Here is a 20,997-nt window from a genome sequence, read left to right as displayed (position 1 = left end):
TGATGGACCGGGCGCCGCTTACCTGTCAGCGTCCGTGTACCGGATCACTCCGCGAATGTTCTTGCCGTCCAGCATGTCCTGATAGCCGTCGTTGATCTGCTCAAGTTTGTAGGCAGTGGTGACCATGTCGTCCAGGTTCAGTTTGCCCGCCTTATACATGGACAACAGCTTCGGGATGTCGTACTGCGGATTGCCGCCGCCGAAGATGGTGCCCTGCAAGTTCTTCTGCATCAGGGTCAACATCGCCAGGTTGAGGTTTACCTGGGTGTCGAGCAGGCTGCCGATCGCCGTCACCACGCAGGTGCCGCCCTTGGCGGTAATGGTCAGGTAAGCCTCCATGTCGGAGCCCTTGAGTTCGCCGACGGTGAGAATCACCTTATGGGCCATCAAGCCGTAGGTGACCTCGGCGATGCCCGCCAGCGCCGCGTCGATATCGGGGTAGACGTGGGTGGCGCCGAATTTGAGGGCCTGGTCGCGCTTCCATTCCACCGGGTCGATCGCGAAGATGAAGCGCGCACCGGCGTTGACCGCGCCCTGCAACGCAGCCATGCCGACTCCCCCGACGCCGACGATGGCGACGTCGTCACCGGGGCGGATGTCGGCGGTGCGGACCGCCGAGCCGTAGCCGGTGGTTACGCCGCAGCCGACCAGGCAGGCGACCTCGAAGGGCACCGACGGGTCGATCTTCACCACCGAGCTGCGGTGCACCACCATGTACGGCGAGAAGGTGCCCAGCAGGGTCATCGGGTAGACGTTCTGGCCGCGGGCCTGGATGCGGAAGGTGCCGTCGGAGACCGCTGCGCCGTTCAACAACCCCGCGCCCAGGTCGCACAGGTTGCGCATGCCCGCCTGACATGTTGCACAGTTCCCACAGGACGGGATGAACGACAACACCACGTGGTCGCCCGGGGCGATGTCCTCCACGCCGGGTCCAACTTCGGTGACGATGCCCGCGCCCTCATGTCCGCCGAGCACCGGGAAGCCCAGCATTGGGATGCCACCGGTGACCAGATGGTGGTCGGAGTGGCACATGCCCGCCGCTTCCATCTGGATCTTGACCTCGTCCTTAACGGGGTCGCCAATCTCGATTTCCTCGATGGACCAGGGCTGGTTGAACTCCCAGAGCAGCGCGCCTTTTGTCTTCACGTTGTACCTGACCCCATTTCGCCTTTGAACTGATCAGAGCTGCCGGGCTCCGTCATGCCCGACAGCGTAGTGACGAGTGCCACAGACACTCCATTTTGCGTCAGCATAGCGTGTGCAACAAAACAAATGCTTGGTTGGCTGTCCTGGTGGGCTCACCAGATGGGTACCGGGGCCTTACCCAGGGGGTAGTAACCAGGCAGTTTCTCCCCCGCAAGGCTGCGCTCGATTCGCTTTTGCATGCCCTTGGACAGCTTGCCCGCCTTCATCAGGTCCAGGTAGAGCGACTGGACGTGGCCGAAGTCGAAGAAATCTCGCTGCCACTCGATCTTGGCGTCGGCGTTGATGCGGAACCAGCTGCCTCCGATGCCGTAGATCTCGGACTGCGTGCCGTCGGAGTCGGTGGCGACCTGCTTCCAAAAGCCGACGATCTCGCCCTGCTTGTCGTCGATGATGACCTTCTGATACGGGTACTGCCAGTTCTCCAGGCCCTCCATCTCCAGGCCGAGGGCGATGTCGCGGATCTCGTCGATACCGACGCACATCACGTCTTCCTTGGGGCCGATGTTCCAGCCGTAGGTTGCGTCTTCGGCGTAGAACTCTGCCAGCCGCTTCCAGTCGCCTTCGCGCTCGGCAACCCGGTTGGCTTCCAGCCAGCGCTCGACCCAAGCCTCCAGTTCCTCGCGGGGGAGTGACGCCATGATCAATCTTCTTTCTCTTTAATGAATAGTGCTTGGGTAGGGCAACTTTCGACCGCACGCTCGATGTCGTCGCGGGCTTCTTCGGGCGGTTCGGGGTCGACGATCTCAACCTTGCCCCGCTTGGGCACCCGAAAAAAGTCCGGTGCCTCGAGTTGGCACATGGCATGGCCCTGACACAATTCCAGGTCTGCTTCGACTTTGAAGCCCCGCGAGCCCATGTCGATCCTCAAGCGCTGCGTTTGCGATAGCGGACTTTGGCCGGCCTGGCCAGCTGCACGACCATCTTCGAATGGTCGTTGCGGTAGCTGTCGGCGGGCTGAGCCATCTCAAATTCATACTCGCGCAACAACACCGAGAAGATGGCCTTGATCTGCATGGTCGCGAAAGCCGCTCCGACGCAACGGTGTCGGCCCGCGCCAAAGGGAATCCACGTCCATCGGTTGGCGATGTCGGCCTGCTCGGGTTTGTTGTAGCGGTCCGGGTTGAACGCGTCGGGGTCGGGAAAGTCCTCCGGAATTCGGTTCGAGATTGCCGGGGACGCGGCCACGTAATCCCCGTCGTGGATTCCGAAGCCCTCGACCTCAAACTCGCCCTTGGCCACCCGCATCAGGATGATAAGCGGCGGGTGCAGCCGCAAGGTCTCCTTGACCACGTTGTCCAGCTTCGGAATCTGGCGCAGCGCATGGAAACTCACCTCCTGGCCGTCGGCGTAGAGCTCCTCGAGCTCGGCGAGCACCTCGGCGTAGACCTCGGGGTGGCGGATCAGCTCGATCAACGTCCACGCCGACGTGCCCGAGCTGGTGTGGTGTCCGGCGAACATCAGCGAGATGAACATTCCGGTGACCTCGTCGGCGGAGAACCGGGGATTGCCCGCTTCGTCCTTGATCGACACCAACACGTCGAGCATGTCGCGATCACTCTTGTCCCGGGGCGGATTTGCGAGCCGCTGGTGCATGATGTCCTGCACCAACGCCACCAGATCGTCGCGGGCTTGGTCGCGCCGCTGAAAGCTTTCGATCGGTAGGTACGGGTCGACGTAGCACAGCGGGTCGGTGCCGCGCTCCAGTTCGTGGTAGTAGTGCGCGAACCGGGAGTCGAGCTGGTTGCGGAACTTCAGACCGATCAGGCAGGCCGTCGAGGTATAGATGGTCAATTCGGCGAAGAAGTCGAGCAGGTCGATTTCGCCTTCGGTGCCCCAGTCGGCCACCATCCGCTTGACTTCGCCCTCGATGGTGGCCGCGTGGCCCTTCATCTGCTCGCCACGCAGCGCCGAGTTGTGCAGCATCTCCTTGCGCCGCTCCGGACTAGCGTCGAAAACCACACCCTTGCCGAAGATCGGCGTCATGAATGGGTAGGCCTCGGCCTGGTCCAGATCCTCGTCGGCGGATCGGAAAAAGAACTCGTTGGCGCCGGCGCCGGATAGCAGGATGACGTGTTTGTCGGCCAGCTGGAACCATCCGACGTCACCGCACTCGTCGCGGACCCGCTGCATGAGCCCGATCGGATCGGTGCGGAACTCTTCGAGGTGTCCGTGTTCTTCGTGGCCGCCGGACACCCGCGGCACCATCGGTGTGGTCACGATTTCTTCAGCGCCTTCTCGTCGACCTTGAGTTGCTGGCGTTCCTTCGTCTCGGCCAACGGCGCTTCGGGCTGCAGCTCCATGCTGGCGATGAATCCCCCGCGGGGCGTCTCGGCGACGAACGTGATCGCCCGGGCGAGGTCGGACGCTCGAAGGAAGTAATTGTGGCGCGCCTGGCCCCACTTGGCCCAGTCCTCCAGGGCGGGTCCGACCGACTCAAGCGGCAGGTTCCAGCCCATTCCGGTCTTGGTGGGGCCCGGGTGCACGATCGACGCGCGAACTCCGGTGCCTTCGAGTTCCATCTGCAGATTGGTCACCATCGCTACCAGTGCGGCCTTTGCGGCGCCGTAGGCCCCCATGTGCGGGCGCTGCCGCAGCGCGACGTCGGAGCCCACGAAGATCAGGTCGCCCCGCTGGCGCTCGACCATGCCGCCAAGCACCGCGGTGGTCAATCTGTTGGCGCCGATCAAGTGGATCTGGATCTGAGATTCAAAGGCTTCGGTGTCCATCTCGTGCAGCCGTCCGAAGAAGGTGTCGCCGGCGCCGGTGACGAGAACCTCGATATCGCCGAGCCGCTCGGTGGCCTGGTGTGCAAAGCCTTTGACGGAGTCGGGGTCGGTTACGTCGAGCGGCAGGGCGATCGCCTCGCCGCCGTCAGCGATGATCTTCTCGGCAATCTCCTGGCACTTCTCGACGCGGCGTGCGCCTAAGGCCACCGGAAAGCCGTGGGCGGCAAGCTCGATCGCGGTGGCCGCGCCGATGCCCGACGACGCGCCGGCAACGATCGCGGGTCGACGGGCGGGATGAGGTTCGAAGCGAGGCATTTATGTGGTCTCCACCGTGATTGGAAGATTGGCGAATCCGCGCACATTGCTGGAGTGCACGCGTATCGCGTTGTCTTCGTCCACCTCGTAGCCGCGGATCCGGCTGAATAGTTCGCTCAGCGCCACTCGGGCTTCCATGCGAGCCAGATGCGCGCCCAGGCAGAAGTGCGCACCGCTGCCGAAACTGACTAGTTTCGAACCTATTTCGCGGCCGATCCGGTATTCGTCGGGGTGGTCGAAAACCCTGTCGTCACGGTTAGCCGATCCCGGAAGCAGCAGTAATACGTCACCTTGGCGCAACGTGGTGTCGTACAACGTGAGGTCTTGTGCGACGGTGCGGGCCAGGATCTGGCTCGATGTGTCGTAGCGCAGGGTTTCTTCGACCCACAACGGAATTCGCGAGTGATCGGCGAACACCCCGGCCAGCTGGTCGGGATTGCGGGCTCCCCAGTACGCGGCGTTGGCCAACAGCTTGGTGGTGGTCTCATTGCCGGCGATCACCATGAGGAACAGGAACGCCATGATCTCGTCGTTGGTGAGCTTGTCACCGTCGATCTCGGCCTCAAGTAACGCCGAGGTCAGATTGTCGGCCGGATGCCTACGGAACTCCGCGATCAGATCGACGTAATACCGCATCAAGTCCACGGATGCCTGCATGGCCGACGGCGGAACATCGGCCACCCCGTCCTCACGGTGCAGCACGCCGTCGGCCAGTTCGCGAATGCGGGCCCGGTCGGGTTCGGGAACGCCCATCAGCTCAGAGATGACGTCCATGGGCAGCTTGCCGGCGAATTCCGCTACGAAATCGAAAGTTTCACTCTGCAGGGCCGAATCCAGGTGAGTGCGGGCCAATTCGAGCACCTGCGGCTCGAGTTCGCGGATCCGGCGGGGGGTGAATCCTTTGGACACCAATGCGCGCAGTCGCAAATGCGCGGGATCATCCATAGCCAGCATCGACATCACCCGATACGCCTCGGAGGTACGCGAGGACGGATCTAGCGATACGCCATACACATTCGATAGCGAGGTACTGTTGCGAAAGCCCTGCAGTACGTCTTGGTGGCGCGACAACGCCCAGAACTTCAGCTGCTCGTTGTGGTACAGCGGGGCTTCGTCGCGCAGCCGCCGGTAGTACGGGTATGGATCTTCATGGAAGTCGTAGTCGTAGGGATCCAAGACCAGCTCCGGGTCGTCGACGCGGACAGTCATGTCACACCGGCCCTTTCAGCACCGGCAAGGATGAGGCCGACGACGTCGGTCAGCCGGTCGGCGATCTCGTGATAGGTGAACTGTCCGCTGCCGGCCTGTACCAGTGCGCCGAAAAACGCCATCTCCAGCGCCGAAACCGTGTCGGGTATGGCCCCCGGACCGATCGCCGATGCGATGCGGCGATGTATCTCCGCGCCGATCCGGTCACGCACCGCGCGCACCGCGGGGTCGGCGCTACCGCCGAGCAACGCAGCGGTGCACGCCGCGCCGACCTCGGGTTCGTCGGCGACCACCAGGGCCAGATGCCGTAGCGCCTGCTCTACTCGGGTGGGCAGCGGGTCGTTGACGTCGGTGAAGAACGGGACTTGCCGGACGAGATCGAGATACACCTCGGCGATCAGATGGTTCTTCGACGAGAAATACGTATAAGCCGTCGCCGGAGCCACTTTGGCACGCGCCGCCACCATGCGGACGGTCAGGTCGGCGTAGGAGTTCTCCCGCAGGGTCTCCATGCCGGCCGCCAGCACCTTGCGGAAGGTTTCCTCCTGGCGGCGGTTGCGTGGTGTTTGCCCGGTGTCGGGTATGACCGAAGCCAGTGCATCGCTGGACACATGTCCAAGCTAGATGATGGTTGCGACGTGAGGCAAGTACGGCTTGCGAATAAGCAGCTTAATATCGAACTTTATGGCGACGCGGCGCGCCGGACGAGATCGGAGGTTGCACCCGTTGCGCTCCGACAGTTATGGTTCGAGAAAGATATATCGGACAGCTGTCCACTATTGAGCATTTGCATAACAAGCGCGGCAGGCGGGAGTGGTAGATGGCCGACAGCTCGCTATTGGCCAATGGCGTGAGCGCACTCTTCATCGACGGCAAGCTGTCGGAAGGCAGCGCGGGAACCTTCCCGACGATCAACCCGGCCACCGAGGAGGTGCTGGGTCTGGCCGCCGACGCTGACGCGGAGGACATGGGCCGCGCCATCGAGGCGGCGCGACGGGCCTTCGACGAGACCGACTGGTCGCGCAACACCGAGTTGCGAGTGCGGTGTGTGCGGCAGCTGCGCGACGCGCTGCAGCACCACATCGAAGAACTGCGAGAATTGACCATCGCAGAGGTCGGTGCACCGCGGATGCTCACCGCCGCCGCCCAATTGGAAGGCCCGGTCAATGACCTGGCGTTCGCGGCAGACACCGCCGAGTCCTATGTGTGGAACCAGGACCTTGGTCAGGCGTCGCCGATGGGAATCCCCACCCGGCGCACCATCGCCCGGGAAGCCGTCGGTGTCGTCGGCGCCATCACACCGTGGAACTTCCCGCACCAGATCAATCTCGCCAAGCTGGGCCCCGCCCTGGCCGCGGGTAACACCATCGTCCTGAAGCCGGCGCCGGACACACCGTGGTGTGCGGCCGTGCTCGGCGAAATCATCGCCGAGCACACCGATTTCCCGCCCGGTGTCGTCAACATCGTCACCTCCAGCGACCACAGCCTCGGGGCTTTGTTGGCGAAAGACCCTCGGGTAGATATGGTTTCGTTCACCGGCTCCACGGCGACCGGACGCAGCGTGATGGCCGATGCCGCCGCCACCGTCAAGAAGGTGTTCCTCGAGCTGGGTGGCAAATCGGCTTTCGTTGTGCTCGACGACGCCGACCTCGCCGCCGCCAGTGGGGTGTCGGCTTTCACCGCGGCCGTGCACGCCGGGCAGGGTTGTGCGATCACCACCCGGCTGGTGGTACCGCGCGCCCGCTACGACGAGGCTGTCGCCGTCGCCGCGGGCACCATGTCGTCGATCAAGCCCGGCGATCCCAACGATCCGGGAACCGTTTGCGGACCGTTGATTTCGGCGCGCCAGCGGGACCGGGTACAGGGCTACCTCGACCTAGCGATCGCCGAAGGCGGGACGTTCGCCTGCGGTGGTGGTCGACCGGCCGACAGGGATGTCGGTTTCTTCATCGAGCCCACCGTGATCGCGGGGCTGAGCAACGACGCCCGGCCGGCCAGGGAGGAAATCTTCGGGCCGGTGCTCACGGTGATCGCTCACGACGGCGACGATGACGCCATTCGGATCGCCAACGATTCGCCGTACGGTTTGTCGGGCACCGTGTATAGCGCTGACCCGGACCGGGCCGCGGGGGTGGCGGCGCGGCTGCGGGTGGGCACCGTCAACGTCAACGGTGGTGTCTGGTATTCCGCTGATGCGCCGTTCGGGGGTTACAAGCAATCCGGCAACGGTCGCGAGATGGGGCTTGCCGGATTCGAAGAGTACCTGGAAACCAAACTCGTTGCGGTGGCAGCAAATTAGATGGAGAGCGGTGTGGCACAATTCGACGGCAAGGTGGCTATCGTCACGGGGGCTGCGCAGGGTATCGGCCGGGCGTATGCTGAGGCCCTGGCTCGCGCAGGCGCGTCAGTGGTCGTGGCCGATATCAATGCCGATGCTGCCGAGTCGGCAGCCAAACAGATCGTCGCCGACGGCGGCACGGCAATCCATGTGCCCGTTGATGTTTCCGACGAGGAGTCGGCACAGGCCATGGCTGGTCGCACCGTCAGCGAATTCGGTGGCATTGACTACCTGGTAAACAACGCCGCGATCTACGGCGGCATGAAACTCGACCTGTTGCTGACCGTGCCGTTGGACTACTACAAGAAGTTCATGGGCGTCAACCACGACGGTGTGCTGCTGTGCACCCGCGCGGTGTACAAGAAGATGGCCAAGCGCGGCGGTGGCGCGATCGTGAATCAGTCCTCAACCGCGGCGTGGCTGTACTCGAACTTCTACGGACTTGCCAAGGTGGGCGTCAACGGTCTGACCCAACAGCTTTCGCGTGAGCTCGGCGGAATGAACATCCGCATCAACGCGATAGCGCCGGGTCCGATCGACACCGAAGCGACCAGGAACGTCACGCCGGGCGAATTCGTCAAAGACATGGTCAAGCAGATGCCGCTGTCCCGGATGGGCACACCAGACGATCTGGTGGGCATGTGCCTGTTCCTGCTCAGCGACCAGGCCTCCTGGATCACCGGGCAGATCTTCAATGTCGATGGCGGACAGATCATCCGATCATGAGCCACCGCCGGCGACGATGCAGAACGAAGTGATGAGGAGGAGCGGCGCAAATGGCCCGCGCCGGCGACGATGCAGAACGAAGTGATGAGGAGGAGCGGCGCAAATGGCCACCGCCGGCGACGATGCAGAACGAAGTGATGAGGAGGAGCGGCGCAAATGGCCCGCGCCGGCGACGATGCAGAACGAAGTGATGAGGAGGAGCGGCGCAAATGGCTGAAGGTCTAAAGCTCGGATACATCGGCCTGGGCAACCAGGGCGCGCCAATGGCCAAGCGCTACCTCGACTGGCCGGGCGGCCTGACGGTCTTCGATATGCGCGCCGAGGCCATGACCCCCTTCGTCGACGGCGGCGCCACCGCGGCGGGCAGCGTCGCCGAAGTCGCCGATGCCGACGTCATCAGCATCACCGTGTTCGACGACGCGCAGGTGCGCCAGGTGATCACCGGGGACGACGGACTGGCGGCGCACGCCAAGCCCGGGACCATCATCGCGATCCATTCCACGATCAGTGACACCACCGCCGTTGAGCTGGCACGCGAGTTCCAGCCGCAAGGGATTCACATCGTGGACGCCCCGGTCAGCGGCGGCGCGGGCGCGGCCGCCAACGGTGATCTGGCAACCATGGTGGGCGCCGACGACGAGACGTTCCAACGGATCAAAGAGCCGTTTTCGCGGTGGGCATCGGTGGTGATCCACGCCGGCGAGCCGGGCGCGGGGACCAGGATGAAGCTGGCGCGCAACATGTTGACGTTTATCTCCTATGCGGCCGCGGCCGAGGCGGAGCGGCTGGCCGAAGCAAGCGGCCTGAGCCTGCGGGCGCTTGCCAAAGTGGTCCGCCACACCGACTCCCGCACCGGCGGCGCGTCGGCAATCATGTTTCGTCAGACGACGGCGCCGATGGAGCCCGACGATCCGCTGCGCCCGCTGCTGGAGCACACCCGCGAGTTGGGGGAGAAGGATCTGAGCCTTGCGTTGGCGTTGGGTGAGTCGGTATCGGTAGACCTACCGCTGGCCCGGGTGGCCCTGCAGCGACTGGCGTACGGCCTTGGAGTGCCGCGCACGGACATGCCGAAGGAGACGTGATGGACGAATTGCGCCGCAAGGGCCTAGACAAGATGAACGAGGTGTACGCCTGGGACATGCCCGACATGCCGGGCGAATACTTTGCCCTCACCGTCGATCACCTCTTTGGCAAGATCTGGACCCGCCCCGGACTGTCCATGCGTGACCGCCGGATGGCGGTGATCGCCGTCCTGACCGCTCAGGGTCAGTCGGACCTGTTGGAGGTCCAGGTCAACGCCGTGCTGCACAACGAGGAGTTCACCCTCGACGAGCTGCGTGAACTCGCCGTATTCATAACCCACTATGTCGGCTTCCCACTCGGATCGAGGCTGAACAGCGCGATCGAGCGGGTGGCGGCCAAGCGCAAGAAGGCAGCCGAGAACGGCGCCCAGCCGGATACGAAAGCGAATGTCGCCGAGGTGCTGGCCAAGGAAGCCGGTAAAGCGGACTAGCTCGCGCTCCCCAGCGGCCGAGAGGGGGCGGCCGGTGGGGAGCCGGGTCTCCGGCTACTCTGACGTCTCGTGCGCGTCCTGGTGATCGGTTCCGGTGCCCGTGAACATGCCCTGCTGCTAGCGCTGAGCAGGGACCCGGACGTGACCGGACTCATTATCGCTCCGGGCAACGCCGGCACCGCCCGGCTGGCCGAACAGCATCAGGTAGACATCACCGCCGGCGACGAGGTCGTCGCCCTGGCGCGCGAGGTCGGCGCGGACATGGTGGTCATCGGCCCCGAGGTGCCGCTGGTGCTCGGCGTCGGCGACGCCGTGCGGGCCGCTGGCATCGTCTGCTTTGGGCCCGGCAAGGACGCGGCTCGCATCGAGGGCTCGAAGGCATTCGCCAAGGAGGTCATGGCCGCGGCGGGCGTGCCCACCGCAAGGGGTGAAATCGTCGACAATCCGGCGCATTTGGACACCGCCCTCGATCGATTCGGACCGCCCGCCGGTGACCCGGCCTGGGTGGTCAAAGACGATCACTTGGCAGCGGGCAAGGGTGTGGTGGTGACACCGGATCGCGATGCCGCTCGCGCCCATGCCGCCGGCCTGCTCGAATCCGGGCACCCCGTGCTGCTGGAGTCCTATCTCGACGGACCCGAGGTCTCGCTGTTCTGCGTGGTCGACGGCGCAACCGTGGTGCCGTTGCTGCCGGCGCAGGACTTCAAGCGTGTCGGCGACGGCGACACCGGACCCAACACCGGCGGCATGGGCGCCTACGCGCCGCTGCCATGGCTGCCCGATGACGTGTGCCGTGAAATAGTCAGCCGGATCGTCGAACCTGTTGCGGCGGAGTTGGTTCGGCGGGAGAGCCCGTTTTGCGGATTGCTCTATGCCGGGCTCGCGATTACCGCGAACGGGCCGGCTGTGGTCGAATTCAATTGCCGTTTTGGCGATCCGGAGACGCAGGCGGTGCTGGCGCTGCTGGACTCGCCGCTCGGCCAGCTGCTGCACGCCGCCGGCACCGGCAAGCTGGCCGACTTCGGTGAGTTGCGTTGGCGCGGCGGCGCCGCCGTGACCGTGGTGTTGGCCGCCGAAAACTATCCCGGCCGCCCGCGGGTTGGCGACGTCGTCGTCGGCTCCGAAGCCGAGGGGGTGTTGCATGCCGGAACTACCCAACGCGACGACGGCGTGATCGTCTCGTCGGGCGGGCGGGTGCTGTCGGTGGTCGGCACCGGTGCGGACCTGTCCGCCGCGCGTGCGCACGCGTACGCGATCCTGAGCTCGATTCGATTGCCGGGCAGTCATTTCCGGAGCGACATTGCGCTGAGGGCGGCAGCGGGCAAGATCGCCGTCGGCTAGCAGGCGGCTGACTCATCCTTGGATCGGGATGATCATGAGGTAGGCGGCAAGGCAAGCGATACTGAAGGGCATGAGTCTACGTGGGAGCAACACGGTGAATCCCGTGTGCATGATGGCGCCGAATCCAAAGGCCGCGTAGTAGATCGCAGGAACAGGGGTGGCCAGTCCGATCGGCAGTAGCGCCTCGCCTGCGATGGTTCCCCAGGTCGCCAACACCCATCGGCTTCGGCAGACGGCGATCGGCGCCTCGATGAGGTAGTTCACCATCAGCTTCGGGTAGTGAAACTCCCAGTGCCGCAGCAGTGGTCGGTTAATGTACAGGTATCGGCTCAGTTTGACCAGCACGCTGCCCGATCGAAACTGCGCCGAGCGCAGCTTGGTATAGGCGCTCGCCCAGTACATCTGAGTAACGATCAGCAGGATTATCCATTTTGGCCACACCCAGGTGGTCGCGCCGTTGACCAAACTGGTGCGGCAGCCGCTGTCAAGTAAGCACGGCATCCGGTCGAGTCGCAGAATGCTACCCGAACCCCAATCCACACTGAGTACAGCGCAGGCCAGTAGCAGGAAGATGGTGTGATACTTCCAATCGAAGCTGATTTCCAGGGCGAACCAGCACGCCAAGACGAGCGCGCACAGTTGCGGTGCGATGCCCAGTAAGAGACCGGTGGCGGCCAACCATTTTGCTAGGTAAGCCAACCGGTAGAACGTGACGCTGCGGAATGGTCCGCGCGGGTGGGCGTCCAGGTAGCGGAACCGCACGTAGCCGCCCTCGTCGAGATAGTGCCACGCGCCAGACATGTGCTCGGAGGTGAACTTCAGCAGGGCTGCCAGCGCGATCCCGATCCGAAAGAGGTTGCTTGGTAGCGCTGACACGCGCATGTCGAATGCCGTGGTGACGGCATCAACCCACCAGATGCCCATCGCACACTCTCATCTCTTGCAATCCTCGAGCGTCGTCGATGATCACCCGGCCATTGACGTGCATCGATTTCACCTCGCGTAGATAGTTGAGGAACCGTTGCGCGCCGGCGGATGTGAGGCTTACATCGGCACTGATCGCGTAATCCCAGAAGTTGACAGGTTCCGAACCGGTCGGTTTGTCAACCGACAACTCCAAATAGCAGTAAGAAGGATTGGCGAACATCGGCCAAGAAAAGATCACCCCACTACGAGTTATGAACCCGGCAATGACCATCCGGACCAACAGTCCTGCGGTCACCGTGCAGGCGGTGACGATAAGTACGGACGACATGGGGGACCTCTCGTAGTTGTATTTCGATTTCGTCGATTTATGCGGCCCGGTTGCCGCGGCGTGTAGCGGGCGGGTGGGCTTGCCCCAAGGTGATCGGGAGGGGATCGATCCGCGACACTAAGGGTCATGGCTGTTGGTGGAGACGGGGTGTCGGCATTTGAATCGATTGCTGATACCTATGCGGCAAGCCGACCCGGATATCCACCAAGTCTTTTCGAGGAGATCGAGGCGTTGACCGCTCGACCGCTCCTTGGCGCCGAAGTGATCGATGTTGGTGCCGGGACAGGCCACGCGACCGGGCTTCTGTTGAAGCGGGGTGCCCGGGTGGTCGCTGCGGAGCCCGGGGCAGCGATGGCTACTCAACTTCGGCGCGCGTTGCCCGAGGTGCCGTTGGTACGAGCTGTCGGCGAGGCATTGCCGTTCAAGGCCGTTAGTGCCGACATGATCACGTACGCCCAATCCTGGCATTGGACGGACCCTGCGCGGTCGGTGCGCGAGGCAGTGCGGGTGTTGCGCCCTGGCGGCGCCATGGTGTTGTTCTGGAATATCGCCGATCCCGATGTCGAGTGGGCTGTCGAGCAGGAGCGCCGCCTGGTGCGATATGCCCCGGTTCCCGCATTCCCGGGAGTGCACCCCGGTCATCTGCCCCCGGGTGTCAATGTCGCCGAAGTCCTGCGGCGTTGCCACCCGGGTGCGCTCCCGGTCACACGTCACGTGCACTGGAGGCGCTCGATACGCCTTGATGCTCATCTGAATCACCTGGCCAGTCGCTCCAACATCGCAGCCCTCCCGCCAGACATCCTGAGCCGGCTTATTGCTGACGAACGAACCGCGTTGCTTGGGCTCTTTCCCGATGGAGTCATCGACGAGGCCTACGCGGTGCAGCTGGTTGTCGTCTGCGTCTGAACTTGGTGTCGCGACAGCCCGGCATCATCGACAGTGACCTCGAGCCATTCCGTCGTATCCGGGTCACTCGTATCCAATTGCAGTCCTACCCGGCCAAGTTCGTCTCTGAGTTCGGCACTCGTCATGTATTCGAGGCGAAACGGTTGGCACCACGTCTGGCCGTCAAACTCGAACGTCACGTCGCCGTTGACCAACCCGTCACCGTCAGTGTGGACGTTCGCGATTCGCACCAGCGGACCATCAGCCCATTGGGAACTACCGCCTTGTCTGAGCGATGCAAACCATAGCGGCGACCTCCACTGGATGACGGCCTTGCCGGTCGGCTTGAGATGATGCGCGACCGTGGCCAATACACCCCTTCGAAGCTCGACCCCGGGGTAGTTGATCAAGCTGCTAGCCAACAACACGGCGTCGAATTTCTCAGGTAGCCGCAGCTTCTCGATGCGAGCGCACACCCTTCGGGCGTGGGGAATTTCCGCGAGCAAGTCCGCTGAGTCGTCCACCGCGGTGACCTGATAGCCGAGTTTGGCGAGCGGGTTGGCCAGGCGTCCAACGCCTGCGCCGAGATCCAACAGACAACACTTTGGCTCGATCAGATTCCGGATTCGTTCGACCTGACCGGTCGCGGGCAGACGACGCAAGCTCTCAACCATAGTGCCGTCATTCGTCACCCTGCTGGTGTCGCGTATCGCATATTTCTTGGACACCCAATACTCCAATGTTGGCAGGCACTATTCGTTCGACACAAAGATCGGCGTTCAGTCAAAACGCCGCTAGCCGCTTAAGGATTTCGATGCGGGCCAGCCATCCGCAGCGCCGACAAATTGTCGGAAGTTTTTCCTCAAGCGGCTAGTTCGGCATAGCGGACCAACAGGGGTCCGCAAAGCAAATGAAATTAGAAAATGGCGAGCTGGTGGTGCTCGACGCTCGCCCCACCCTGCTTAACTCCGATGATTGCCAACAGAAGGTTCCTAGCGCGTGCCATGCTTCATCCTTTCACTCTGTTGTGATGTCACGGCCTGATTAGGCTGTGACTAATTTATCGACTACTGGCGAGCGACTGTCAAGAGTGCGCAGTAAACTCACAGTAATGCGCACTTTCACCATTCGACCAAACGCAAGATGCTATTGCTGAAAATGCAAATATAGCGGTACCGGCCGCTACCGAATTCTGTCCGTCCGATAGCAGCCTGGCGGGGGAACGCTTTTCCCTATTGCCGATATTGGGGGCAGTAGGCGGTGATCGCCGCGTTGACGCCGGCGGCAGCCTGTGCGGGCGTGAGCCCGGTGTTGTTGTTCACGGTCGCGGCGGCGACATCAGTGGGGCTTCCACCGTTCTGAAGGTGTGTGCACACGCCGCGGCCAGTGGCGGCGGCGGTTGCGGGGTCGGTGACGGTGACACCGGGAATCTCGGACACGAGACTGAGAAAGGTCTGGTCGGGGCCGGGCGTCGGTCGTTGCGGGGGCGTCGGTGGCTGCGGCGTCTGCCGCGGCCCTTTCGGGGCCGGCGCGGCCGGAACGTACACAGGAGTTGGGGATGGCGGTGGCGGAGCGGCCTTCGGGGTCGTTGGCGCCAATGGCTCCGGGGGCGGCGCGGGTGGTGGCATGTAGTCCGCGGTCCGTTGCGGCTGCGCCGAAGTTGGCGACGCGGCAGGTGGCCCGGCTTGCGAGACGGCGTTGTCATTGTCGATCGGGTAGCCACTGGCGCCGACGGCGGCGAGCGCGATCACCGTTGATGCCGCGGCAAAGATCCGCCACCGACCGCGTCGTTGCTCTGCGCCGGTGTCAGCGCATCGTGGTGGCCGGTGCGCCGCAGGCGCGGGCATGGTCCACGCAAAAGCTGTCGGGTGTCCGCCGGAGTCGGCCGCCCGTGCGAACGCGCGGGCGAAATCGGTGCACCGGGCGAATCGATCGGTGGGGTCCTTAGCGAGAGCTACGGCAAGCACCGGATCAAAGGCCCTGAGCGTGGCGCGGGTCTCCGCGAGTGCTGGAGGTGCCGCGGTCAGGTGGCGGCTGATTACAACCGCTGGGCTGGTGTGCGGGAACAGTGTCGATCCGGTCAGCAGATGGTAGGCGGTGGCCGCAAGAGCGTACTGATCGGCGCGTCCGTCAATTGGTTCGTCCGCTAGTTGTTCAGGTGCGGCGTAGGGAAACGTGCCGATGGTCATGTTTGTCGCTGTCAGGCCGCCAGTGTCGCCGATGTTCCGGGCTATTCCGAAGTCGCCCAAGAGGATTCGCTGATCGCCGTGCTCCGGCTTACTAAGTAGGATATTGGCCGGGCTGACGTCGCGGTGCATCAGATCATGCTGCTGGTGCGCGTAGTCGAGTGCGCCTGCGATCGCTGCGATTATCGTGGCTACCTGGTCTGCCGGCATGCCGACCGGATAGCGGTCCCGCAACAGGCTCGCCGCATCGGTTCCGTCGACGAAGTCCATCGAGATCCATAGCTGTCCGTTGAACTCGCCGCGGTCGTTGACGCGCACGATGTTCGGATGCCACAGCGTGGCGGCTACGTCTGCCTCTCTGATGAATCGCCGGCGATAGTTGTTGTCAGCCGATACCTCATCGCCCAATATCTTGAGCGCTTCTCGGCGGGGCAACCGTGGATGCTGGGCGAGATAGACCTCGCCCATTCCTCCCGAGCCCAGCAACCGGACGATCGTGTATCCGGCAAACACGTCGCCGGCATTCAACCTGCTACCGGAGCCTCGATGAACTAAACCCATCATCGCACCGCCCGTTACGGTGATGGCCGGCGCAGCTCAGCGCCTGCCTGCGATTAGTGTACTGACGTAACCCGCAGTTTACCAGTACGCTACCTTTGGTTCACCAATTAGACACGATCGCGGTGCAGGTGCGCCGGCGACTGCGGACTGATGCGCGTGGCGCGTAGGAAAACCTGAGCATCAGCACATGAACGTCATCGGGTTTTGTGTGCGTGACATCGCGGAAATCGCGCTGCAACTGGCGTAGCGGGGCAGCGAAGGTCGGTGACAATCGCTGCAACTCATCGTCGGTGCGCGCGAAGAGGAACACCGGCGACATCGGATGTACCCCCAGTCCAAGTTGCTGCGCGGTTATCCACACCGCCTCCAATGCGGCTCCACCGCGGGCGTAGTCGCGGAGACTGTGGCCACTAATTGAAACAACGCCGACGCCGGAGCTGGCACAGAGGCGGTCGCGAGAGTAGTTGCCCAGTGCGCTTCCCGCTCCCCACCCCGCCAGCAACTTCATCACGTCGGGTCGCTTCGCGATTTGGATGCCCGCCAATTCGCTTTGATCCATTTCTAGGCTGCGTACGTCAATACCTGAATCCGAGGACTCGTTTTCATACCAGCGGATCTCCGACAACATGTCCGCATGCAAACTTGGCGTCAGGTATCGAATGCGGTCTGCCGCAGCGACAATCGCCGCGATCTGCTCGATATCGTCCTTCTCGGTCAACAATTGCAATCGTGCGCCCTCGGCGGCAGCAGCGGCCGACAGTGCTGCCGCACGCTCGACGTCGAGGGGAAGTGGCACACCGAGATGGCGGTTCGATTCCCTCTGCAACATCGGCCGGTAGAGGCATGCAAGGTCGTGATCGCTGCCTCCGGTAAGTCGCACCACCGCGGCCAGGGGCGACGAATCGTCAGGCTCCCTAAGTTCAACCGGACCAAGCATGCCGTACCTGGCCGCGGCCACCCTGGCGTTGAACCAGGCCGCACCAACCGCGACAGCGCTGGCCCGGAAGTCGACATCCATCGTGGCCGTGCGCTCACCTGCCAGCCTGATGGTCACCGAGTCCATCTCCGTCTCGATGAGCCAGGGCTGCGAGTTGCCTCCTGACGGCGCTCGGCTTGCGGCGGCGGCAACGATGCCGGACAGGTCCGACGATGCCGGCGATTCGACGTGCTCGGCGCACTGCTCAGCGACCCGGCAGCCATCGGCTTGGACATCCGGTTCGGCAAGGTGGTCGAGCGCCTCGGCCACGTCGATACGTACCCGGCCCGACCGAAGTGTTTCGCCGAGACCGATTCTGCGTACCGCTTCCGCGACTGCGGTGGCACCGAGCGCCACCTCACCGGCCAATTGTGGCCAGGTTGCCAGGGTTTCGTCGATCTCGACCATCGAGGCGGCCGACCGCGCCGACAGTCGCGCCGCATCGAGGACGCGCAGGACATGCGGAACCTTGGCCCGGCTGGACAAGCCAGAAAGCTCGGTGACATCGATATCGCCCAGCAGACCGTGCAGGATGTGGCGGGACGGCTCCAAGTCGTATCGCTCGACGTCCACCAGACCGCGGTCTCCGGTTGCCATCAGCACTGGGATTCGATATGCACGTGCGGCCGTGCGCACGCGGGCTTTCATATCCAGTGAATCGCATTCCTCCACGACGACGTCGAGTCCGTCCAGGAAGCCGTCGATGGTGTCTGCGCACAATCCTGACGTTTCCACGACCACCGGGAGATAGGGATCGAGTTCTGCGATCCGTCGGGCAGCCACAATCGCCTTGTTCAGCCCGAGGTCGAGTACCGTCGCCGGCACCCGGTTGAGGTTGGACAACTCAAGGATGTCGAAGTCCGCGAGTCGAATTCCGCCGCATAAGCCTTCGGCCGCCAGCATGTACGCAATGGCATGACCAACACTTAAGCCAACGACTCCGACCTGTAGCCTGGCGAGGCGATCCTGCTCGGCGGCGGTAATCAAATTTCGATTGCGGTCCAGCCTTAGCGCGCGGAACCCGCGTGGCCCCAGGATGCTGACGAGCGTGCTACGCCATGGGTAGAAGGCCCACCGCTTTGACTCGGCGAGCAACTGAGGATCGGGCGCGGGCCGTAGTCGCCGGACGTTGGCGACCTGTTCCTCCCATCGGTCTATGACCTCGATCTGCCGATCGGCGTGATACTCGGCCAAGACACGCCTATCGGCGCAATCGTCTTCATCGAAAATAGTTGCACGGCATGCTAATTCAGCTGGGTAGTCATTCATGGCCGGCTCGCTTGAACGTTACCTGCCCGCGGTTGTCGATAGAAGGCATGCAGCAGCTGGGTGGTCTCGACATGGATCTTCGATGCCTGGTCTGGCGTCGCGTGCTTAGCGAAAGTGCGCCTGTCCCACCACATCAACCTTGTTTGGAAGCGCTCGTCGGGATAGGGCGTATCGGGAATTGGTGCGACAACGCCCCCCGATGTGCGCCACTTGTCCAACAGAAACGTCGCGGCTGTGGCCATGAAGAACTGAACGTCGAGCAGCGCTGACATGTGAAAGCCGATCCGGGCGAGTATTTCGGTCAGCGAACAATTCCGGGCGGGGTCATTGACTTTCCACGCCGTTTTCATCTCCAGGATGCCGAATGGCACCCGGTCGGCGATCATGGCTCGCACCGCCTGCTGTTCCTGCTGACCGGTCCATTCAACGACCGCGTGCGCGTCGTCCGGAGACCGCAACGGTCCCACCGCGCGCACCCCGGCAAGCATCTGCAAGGTCTTATCCAATGCGACGAAAAACATGACAGTGTCATGTCCGGTTCTCAATGCGGCGTGATCGAGTGCGCACTCGACGTCGTGCCGGCGATAACTGCGGTACGAGCCGGCGACGTATTCCTGCCAAAGGTGCGGGTCTAGTGCCGGTTGGGATAGGACAAATTGGCACTCGGTATCGGCATCCCACCAGCTGAGGTTCCGGTCGAGGTGGAAGTCGTTACCAGCTAGGGGTAGGGGCATACTCACGGTTGCTCCATTGTGGGTGGTCAGTTGCCGAGTGGTTGTGGCGCTCACGATTGCTGGAATACCGTACGGCAAACTTGACACGCGTTCAATCGCTTGATTCAACACGTGTAAATGGTTAGTCTGTGAGGTTTCGTTCGACCCCGTGCTCAGAACGCCGTGGCTTGGCCGTCCCGCCTTGGGTCACTGGCCGCGAGATATCCGTCGTCAAGCCGCCAGATCGCTTGGCAGCTGCCGAACGAGTTGTAGTCCTCGGTGGTGATGACGTCGTGCCCGCGCTGGCGTAGCTCGTCGAGGGTTGATGGCGGGAGGCCCCGCTCGCAGCTGACCTGCTGGCCCTGTACCCAGCGAAACCGAGGGCCGTCACAGGCGGCTTGCGGGTTTTGGCCGTAGTCGGCGATGCGCACCAGCACCTGTACATGACCCTGGGGTTGCATCGGGCCGCCCATTACGCCGAAGCTCATCACGGGTGCGCCGTCTTTGGTCACGAAGGCCGGAATGATCGTGTGATAGGGGCGCTTGCCGGGTCCGATTCTATTCGGATGTCCATGCTCCACAGTAAAATTCGCGCCGCGGTTGTGCAGCGCTATGCCGGTGCCAGGCACCACCACGCCGGAGCCAAAACCCATGTAGTTCGACTGGATCATCGACACCATCATCCCGGCCGCATCGGCAGCGGTCAGATACACGGTGCCGCCCCTGGGGGTGCCGGCGGCTGCCGGCTTCGCCCGCTTCGGATCGATGAGCGAGGCTCGCTGCTTTAGATACTCACTGTCCAGGAGCTGCTGCGTGCTCACTGTCATGTGGTCGACGTCGGCAACATAGGCCTGCGCGTCGGCGAAAGCGAGCTTGAGCGCTTCGATCTGCAAATGCACACTATCGGCGGAATCGACTGGCAACGACGGTATATCGAACTGTTCAAGGATCCCGAGTGCGATCAAGGCCACGATCCCCTGGCCGTTGGGTGGTATCTCGTGGATCGTGAACCCGCGGTAGCTTCCGGTGACCGTGCCGACCCAGTCGGCGCGATGAGCGGCCAAGTCGCTGGCTCGCAGGACGCCGCCATTGGCCGTCGCGTGCGCCTCGAGTTTTGCCGCCAGCTCGCCGCGGTAGAACGCTTCGCCGTTGGTTGCGGCGATCTTTTCGAGCGTGCTCGCGTGGTCGTGAAACCTGAACAGCTCACCGGGTTTCGGCGCTCGCCCGCCGGGCATGAACGCCTGGGCGAATCCGGGTTGGGATTCGAAAAGCGGTACCTGCGCCGCCCACTGGGCGGCGACGATCGGCGAGACAAGAAAGCCGTTGCGGCCGTAAGAAATAGCGGGCGCGAAGAGTCGTTCGAATGCAACCTTGCCAAACCTGGTATGCAGCGCGGCCCATGCCGACACCGCGCCCGGCACCGTCACCGAATTCCAGCCGAGCGCGGGAACACCGTTACCGCCGAAGTATTCCGGCGTCCACGCCGCAGGCGAACGGCCCGACCCGTTCAGACCGTGCACCCGCCCGCCATCCCAAACGATCGCGAAGGCATCCGAGCCGATCCCGTTGGACACCGGCTCCACCAGGGTCAGCGTGATGGCGGTGGCGATGGCCGCATCGACGGCATTCCCGCCGTCGGCAAGCATCCGAAGACCGGCTTGAGCGGCAAGCGGTTGTGACGTACAGACAACGTTTTCCGCCAGAATAGGCATTCGCGGCCACGCGTAGGGAAAGTTCCAACCGAAAGGCCTGCTCACCCCGCGAGCGTAACGGCACTG

General features: G+C 63.3%; 21 protein-coding genes. 7 read left to right on the top strand and 14 right to left on the bottom strand.

The genetic code is table 11. The features are described from left to right. Positions 1 to 18: 18 nt before the first annotated feature. The 7 genes from AADZ78_RS24080 to AADZ78_RS24050 form a co-directional block, all read right to left on the bottom strand. The gene (locus tag AADZ78_RS24080; RefSeq protein WP_085249588.1) at positions 19 to 1,146 is read right to left on the bottom strand and encodes an NDMA-dependent alcohol dehydrogenase; all 1,128 of its coding nucleotides are present in this window, start codon (positions 1,144 to 1,146) and stop codon (positions 19 to 21) included. Positions 1,147 to 1,298: 152 nt separating this feature from the next. After that, the gene (locus AADZ78_RS24075; RefSeq protein ID WP_085249589.1) at positions 1,299 to 1,844 is read right to left on the bottom strand and encodes a nuclear transport factor 2 family protein; all 546 of its coding nucleotides are present in this window, start codon (positions 1,842 to 1,844) and stop codon (positions 1,299 to 1,301) included. A gap of 2 nt (positions 1,845 to 1,846) precedes the next feature. Continuing rightward, the gene (locus AADZ78_RS24070; protein ID WP_085249590.1) at positions 1,847 to 2,062 is read right to left on the bottom strand and encodes a ferredoxin; all 216 of its coding nucleotides are present in this window, start codon (positions 2,060 to 2,062) and stop codon (positions 1,847 to 1,849) included. 8 nt (positions 2,063 to 2,070) lie between these two features. Continuing rightward, on the bottom strand, positions 2,071 to 3,411 hold the full coding sequence (locus tag AADZ78_RS24065) for a cytochrome P450 (RefSeq protein ID WP_276063091.1): 1,341 nt from the start codon (positions 3,409 to 3,411) through the stop codon (positions 2,071 to 2,073). A gap of 8 nt (positions 3,412 to 3,419) precedes the next feature. Continuing rightward, positions 3,420 to 4,247, bottom strand: a complete 828-nt coding sequence (locus tag AADZ78_RS24060; RefSeq protein ID WP_085249591.1) for an SDR family oxidoreductase — start codon at positions 4,245 to 4,247, stop codon at positions 3,420 to 3,422. Further along, positions 4,248 to 5,456, bottom strand: a complete 1,209-nt coding sequence (locus AADZ78_RS24055) for a cytochrome P450 (protein ID WP_085249592.1) — start codon at positions 5,454 to 5,456, stop codon at positions 4,248 to 4,250. Then, complete coding sequence (locus AADZ78_RS24050) at positions 5,453 to 6,067, bottom strand: TetR/AcrR family transcriptional regulator (RefSeq protein WP_085249593.1); 615 nt, start codon at positions 6,065 to 6,067, stop codon at positions 5,453 to 5,455. The genes AADZ78_RS24055 and AADZ78_RS24050 overlap by 4 nt, the downstream gene beginning before the upstream one ends. Positions 6,068 to 6,276: 209 nt before the next feature. Here AADZ78_RS24050 and AADZ78_RS24045 point away from each other — a divergent pair, with 209 nt between their 5' ends. From AADZ78_RS24045 to purD, 6 genes are all read left to right on the top strand, one after another. Continuing rightward, positions 6,277 to 7,755 (top strand): aldehyde dehydrogenase, encoded by a 1,479-nt coding sequence (locus tag AADZ78_RS24045; protein WP_085249594.1) that lies wholly within the window; start codon positions 6,277 to 6,279, stop codon positions 7,753 to 7,755. A gap of 12 nt (positions 7,756 to 7,767) precedes the next feature. After that, positions 7,768 to 8,520 (top strand): SDR family oxidoreductase, encoded by a 753-nt coding sequence (locus tag AADZ78_RS24040; protein ID WP_423752177.1) that lies wholly within the window; start codon positions 7,768 to 7,770, stop codon positions 8,518 to 8,520. Positions 8,521 to 8,623: 103 nt separating this feature from the next. Beyond that, positions 8,624 to 8,737 (top strand): uridylate kinase, encoded by a 114-nt coding sequence (locus AADZ78_RS24035; protein ID WP_204903313.1) that lies wholly within the window; start codon positions 8,624 to 8,626, stop codon positions 8,735 to 8,737. Further along, on the top strand, positions 8,730 to 9,602 hold the full coding sequence (locus tag AADZ78_RS24030) for an NAD(P)-dependent oxidoreductase (protein WP_085249596.1): 873 nt from the start codon (positions 8,730 to 8,732) through the stop codon (positions 9,600 to 9,602). The genes AADZ78_RS24035 and AADZ78_RS24030 overlap by 8 nt, the downstream gene beginning before the upstream one ends. Continuing rightward, complete coding sequence (locus AADZ78_RS24025; protein WP_085249597.1) at positions 9,599 to 10,033, top strand: carboxymuconolactone decarboxylase family protein; 435 nt, start codon at positions 9,599 to 9,601, stop codon at positions 10,031 to 10,033. Before AADZ78_RS24030 ends, AADZ78_RS24025 begins: the two co-directional genes overlap by 4 nt. A gap of 69 nt (positions 10,034 to 10,102) precedes the next feature. After that, positions 10,103 to 11,374, top strand: coding sequence for a phosphoribosylamine--glycine ligase (gene purD, locus AADZ78_RS24020; protein WP_085249598.1), 1,272 nt, complete (start codon positions 10,103 to 10,105; stop codon positions 11,372 to 11,374). A 12-nt stretch (positions 11,375 to 11,386) separates the two neighbouring features. Here purD and AADZ78_RS24015 read toward each other — a convergent pair whose 3' ends face one another. Together AADZ78_RS24015 and AADZ78_RS24010 are read right to left on the bottom strand one after the other, a co-directional pair. Further along, positions 11,387 to 12,298, bottom strand: a complete 912-nt coding sequence (locus AADZ78_RS24015; protein ID WP_085249599.1) for a hypothetical protein — start codon at positions 12,296 to 12,298, stop codon at positions 11,387 to 11,389. After that, entirely contained in the window at positions 12,279 to 12,629 is a 351-nt protein-coding gene (locus AADZ78_RS24010) for a hypothetical protein (protein ID WP_085249600.1), read from the bottom strand. The genes AADZ78_RS24015 and AADZ78_RS24010 overlap by 20 nt, the downstream gene beginning before the upstream one ends. 126 nt (positions 12,630 to 12,755) lie before the next feature. Here AADZ78_RS24010 and AADZ78_RS24005 point away from each other — a divergent pair, with 126 nt between their 5' ends. Further along, positions 12,756 to 13,535 (top strand): class I SAM-dependent methyltransferase, encoded by a 780-nt coding sequence (locus AADZ78_RS24005; RefSeq protein WP_085249601.1) that lies wholly within the window; start codon positions 12,756 to 12,758, stop codon positions 13,533 to 13,535. On the opposite strand, the gene AADZ78_RS24000 is transcribed toward AADZ78_RS24005, so the two are convergent. The 5 genes from AADZ78_RS24000 to AADZ78_RS23980 all read right to left on the bottom strand — a co-directional run bounded on the left by AADZ78_RS24000 (position 13,502) and on the right by AADZ78_RS23980 (position 20,976). Beyond that, positions 13,502 to 14,242, bottom strand: a complete 741-nt coding sequence (locus AADZ78_RS24000) for a class I SAM-dependent methyltransferase (protein WP_239656681.1) — start codon at positions 14,240 to 14,242, stop codon at positions 13,502 to 13,504. The genes AADZ78_RS24005 and AADZ78_RS24000 overlap by 34 nt on opposite strands. A gap of 504 nt (positions 14,243 to 14,746) precedes the next feature. Beyond that, positions 14,747 to 16,264 carry a serine/threonine-protein kinase gene (locus AADZ78_RS23995; protein ID WP_085249603.1) on the bottom strand — a complete coding sequence of 506 codons (1,518 nt, stop codon included), beginning with the start codon at positions 16,262 to 16,264 and terminating at the stop codon, positions 14,747 to 14,749. Between the two features lie 97 nt (positions 16,265 to 16,361). Next, positions 16,362 to 18,506: an Rv1355c family protein gene (locus tag AADZ78_RS23990; RefSeq protein WP_085249604.1), complete on the bottom strand. Its 2,145-nt coding sequence runs from the start codon at positions 18,504 to 18,506 to the stop codon at positions 16,362 to 16,364. After that, positions 18,503 to 19,294, bottom strand: coding sequence for a hypothetical protein (locus AADZ78_RS23985; protein ID WP_239657037.1), 792 nt, complete (start codon positions 19,292 to 19,294; stop codon positions 18,503 to 18,505). Before AADZ78_RS23985 ends, AADZ78_RS23990 begins: the two co-directional genes overlap by 4 nt. Positions 19,295 to 19,392: 98 nt before the next feature. Next, complete coding sequence (locus tag AADZ78_RS23980) at positions 19,393 to 20,976, bottom strand: gamma-glutamyltransferase family protein (RefSeq protein WP_085249605.1); 1,584 nt, start codon at positions 20,974 to 20,976, stop codon at positions 19,393 to 19,395. Between the last annotated feature and the right edge of the window lie 21 nt (positions 20,977 to 20,997).

It is taken from the genome of Mycobacterium riyadhense (assembly GCF_963853645.1).
GTDB lineage: Bacteria > Actinomycetota > Actinomycetes > Mycobacteriales > Mycobacteriaceae > Mycobacterium > Mycobacterium riyadhense.
Note: the sequence above shows the minus strand (reverse complement) of the source record. Positions and strands in the feature narration are given on the sequence as shown.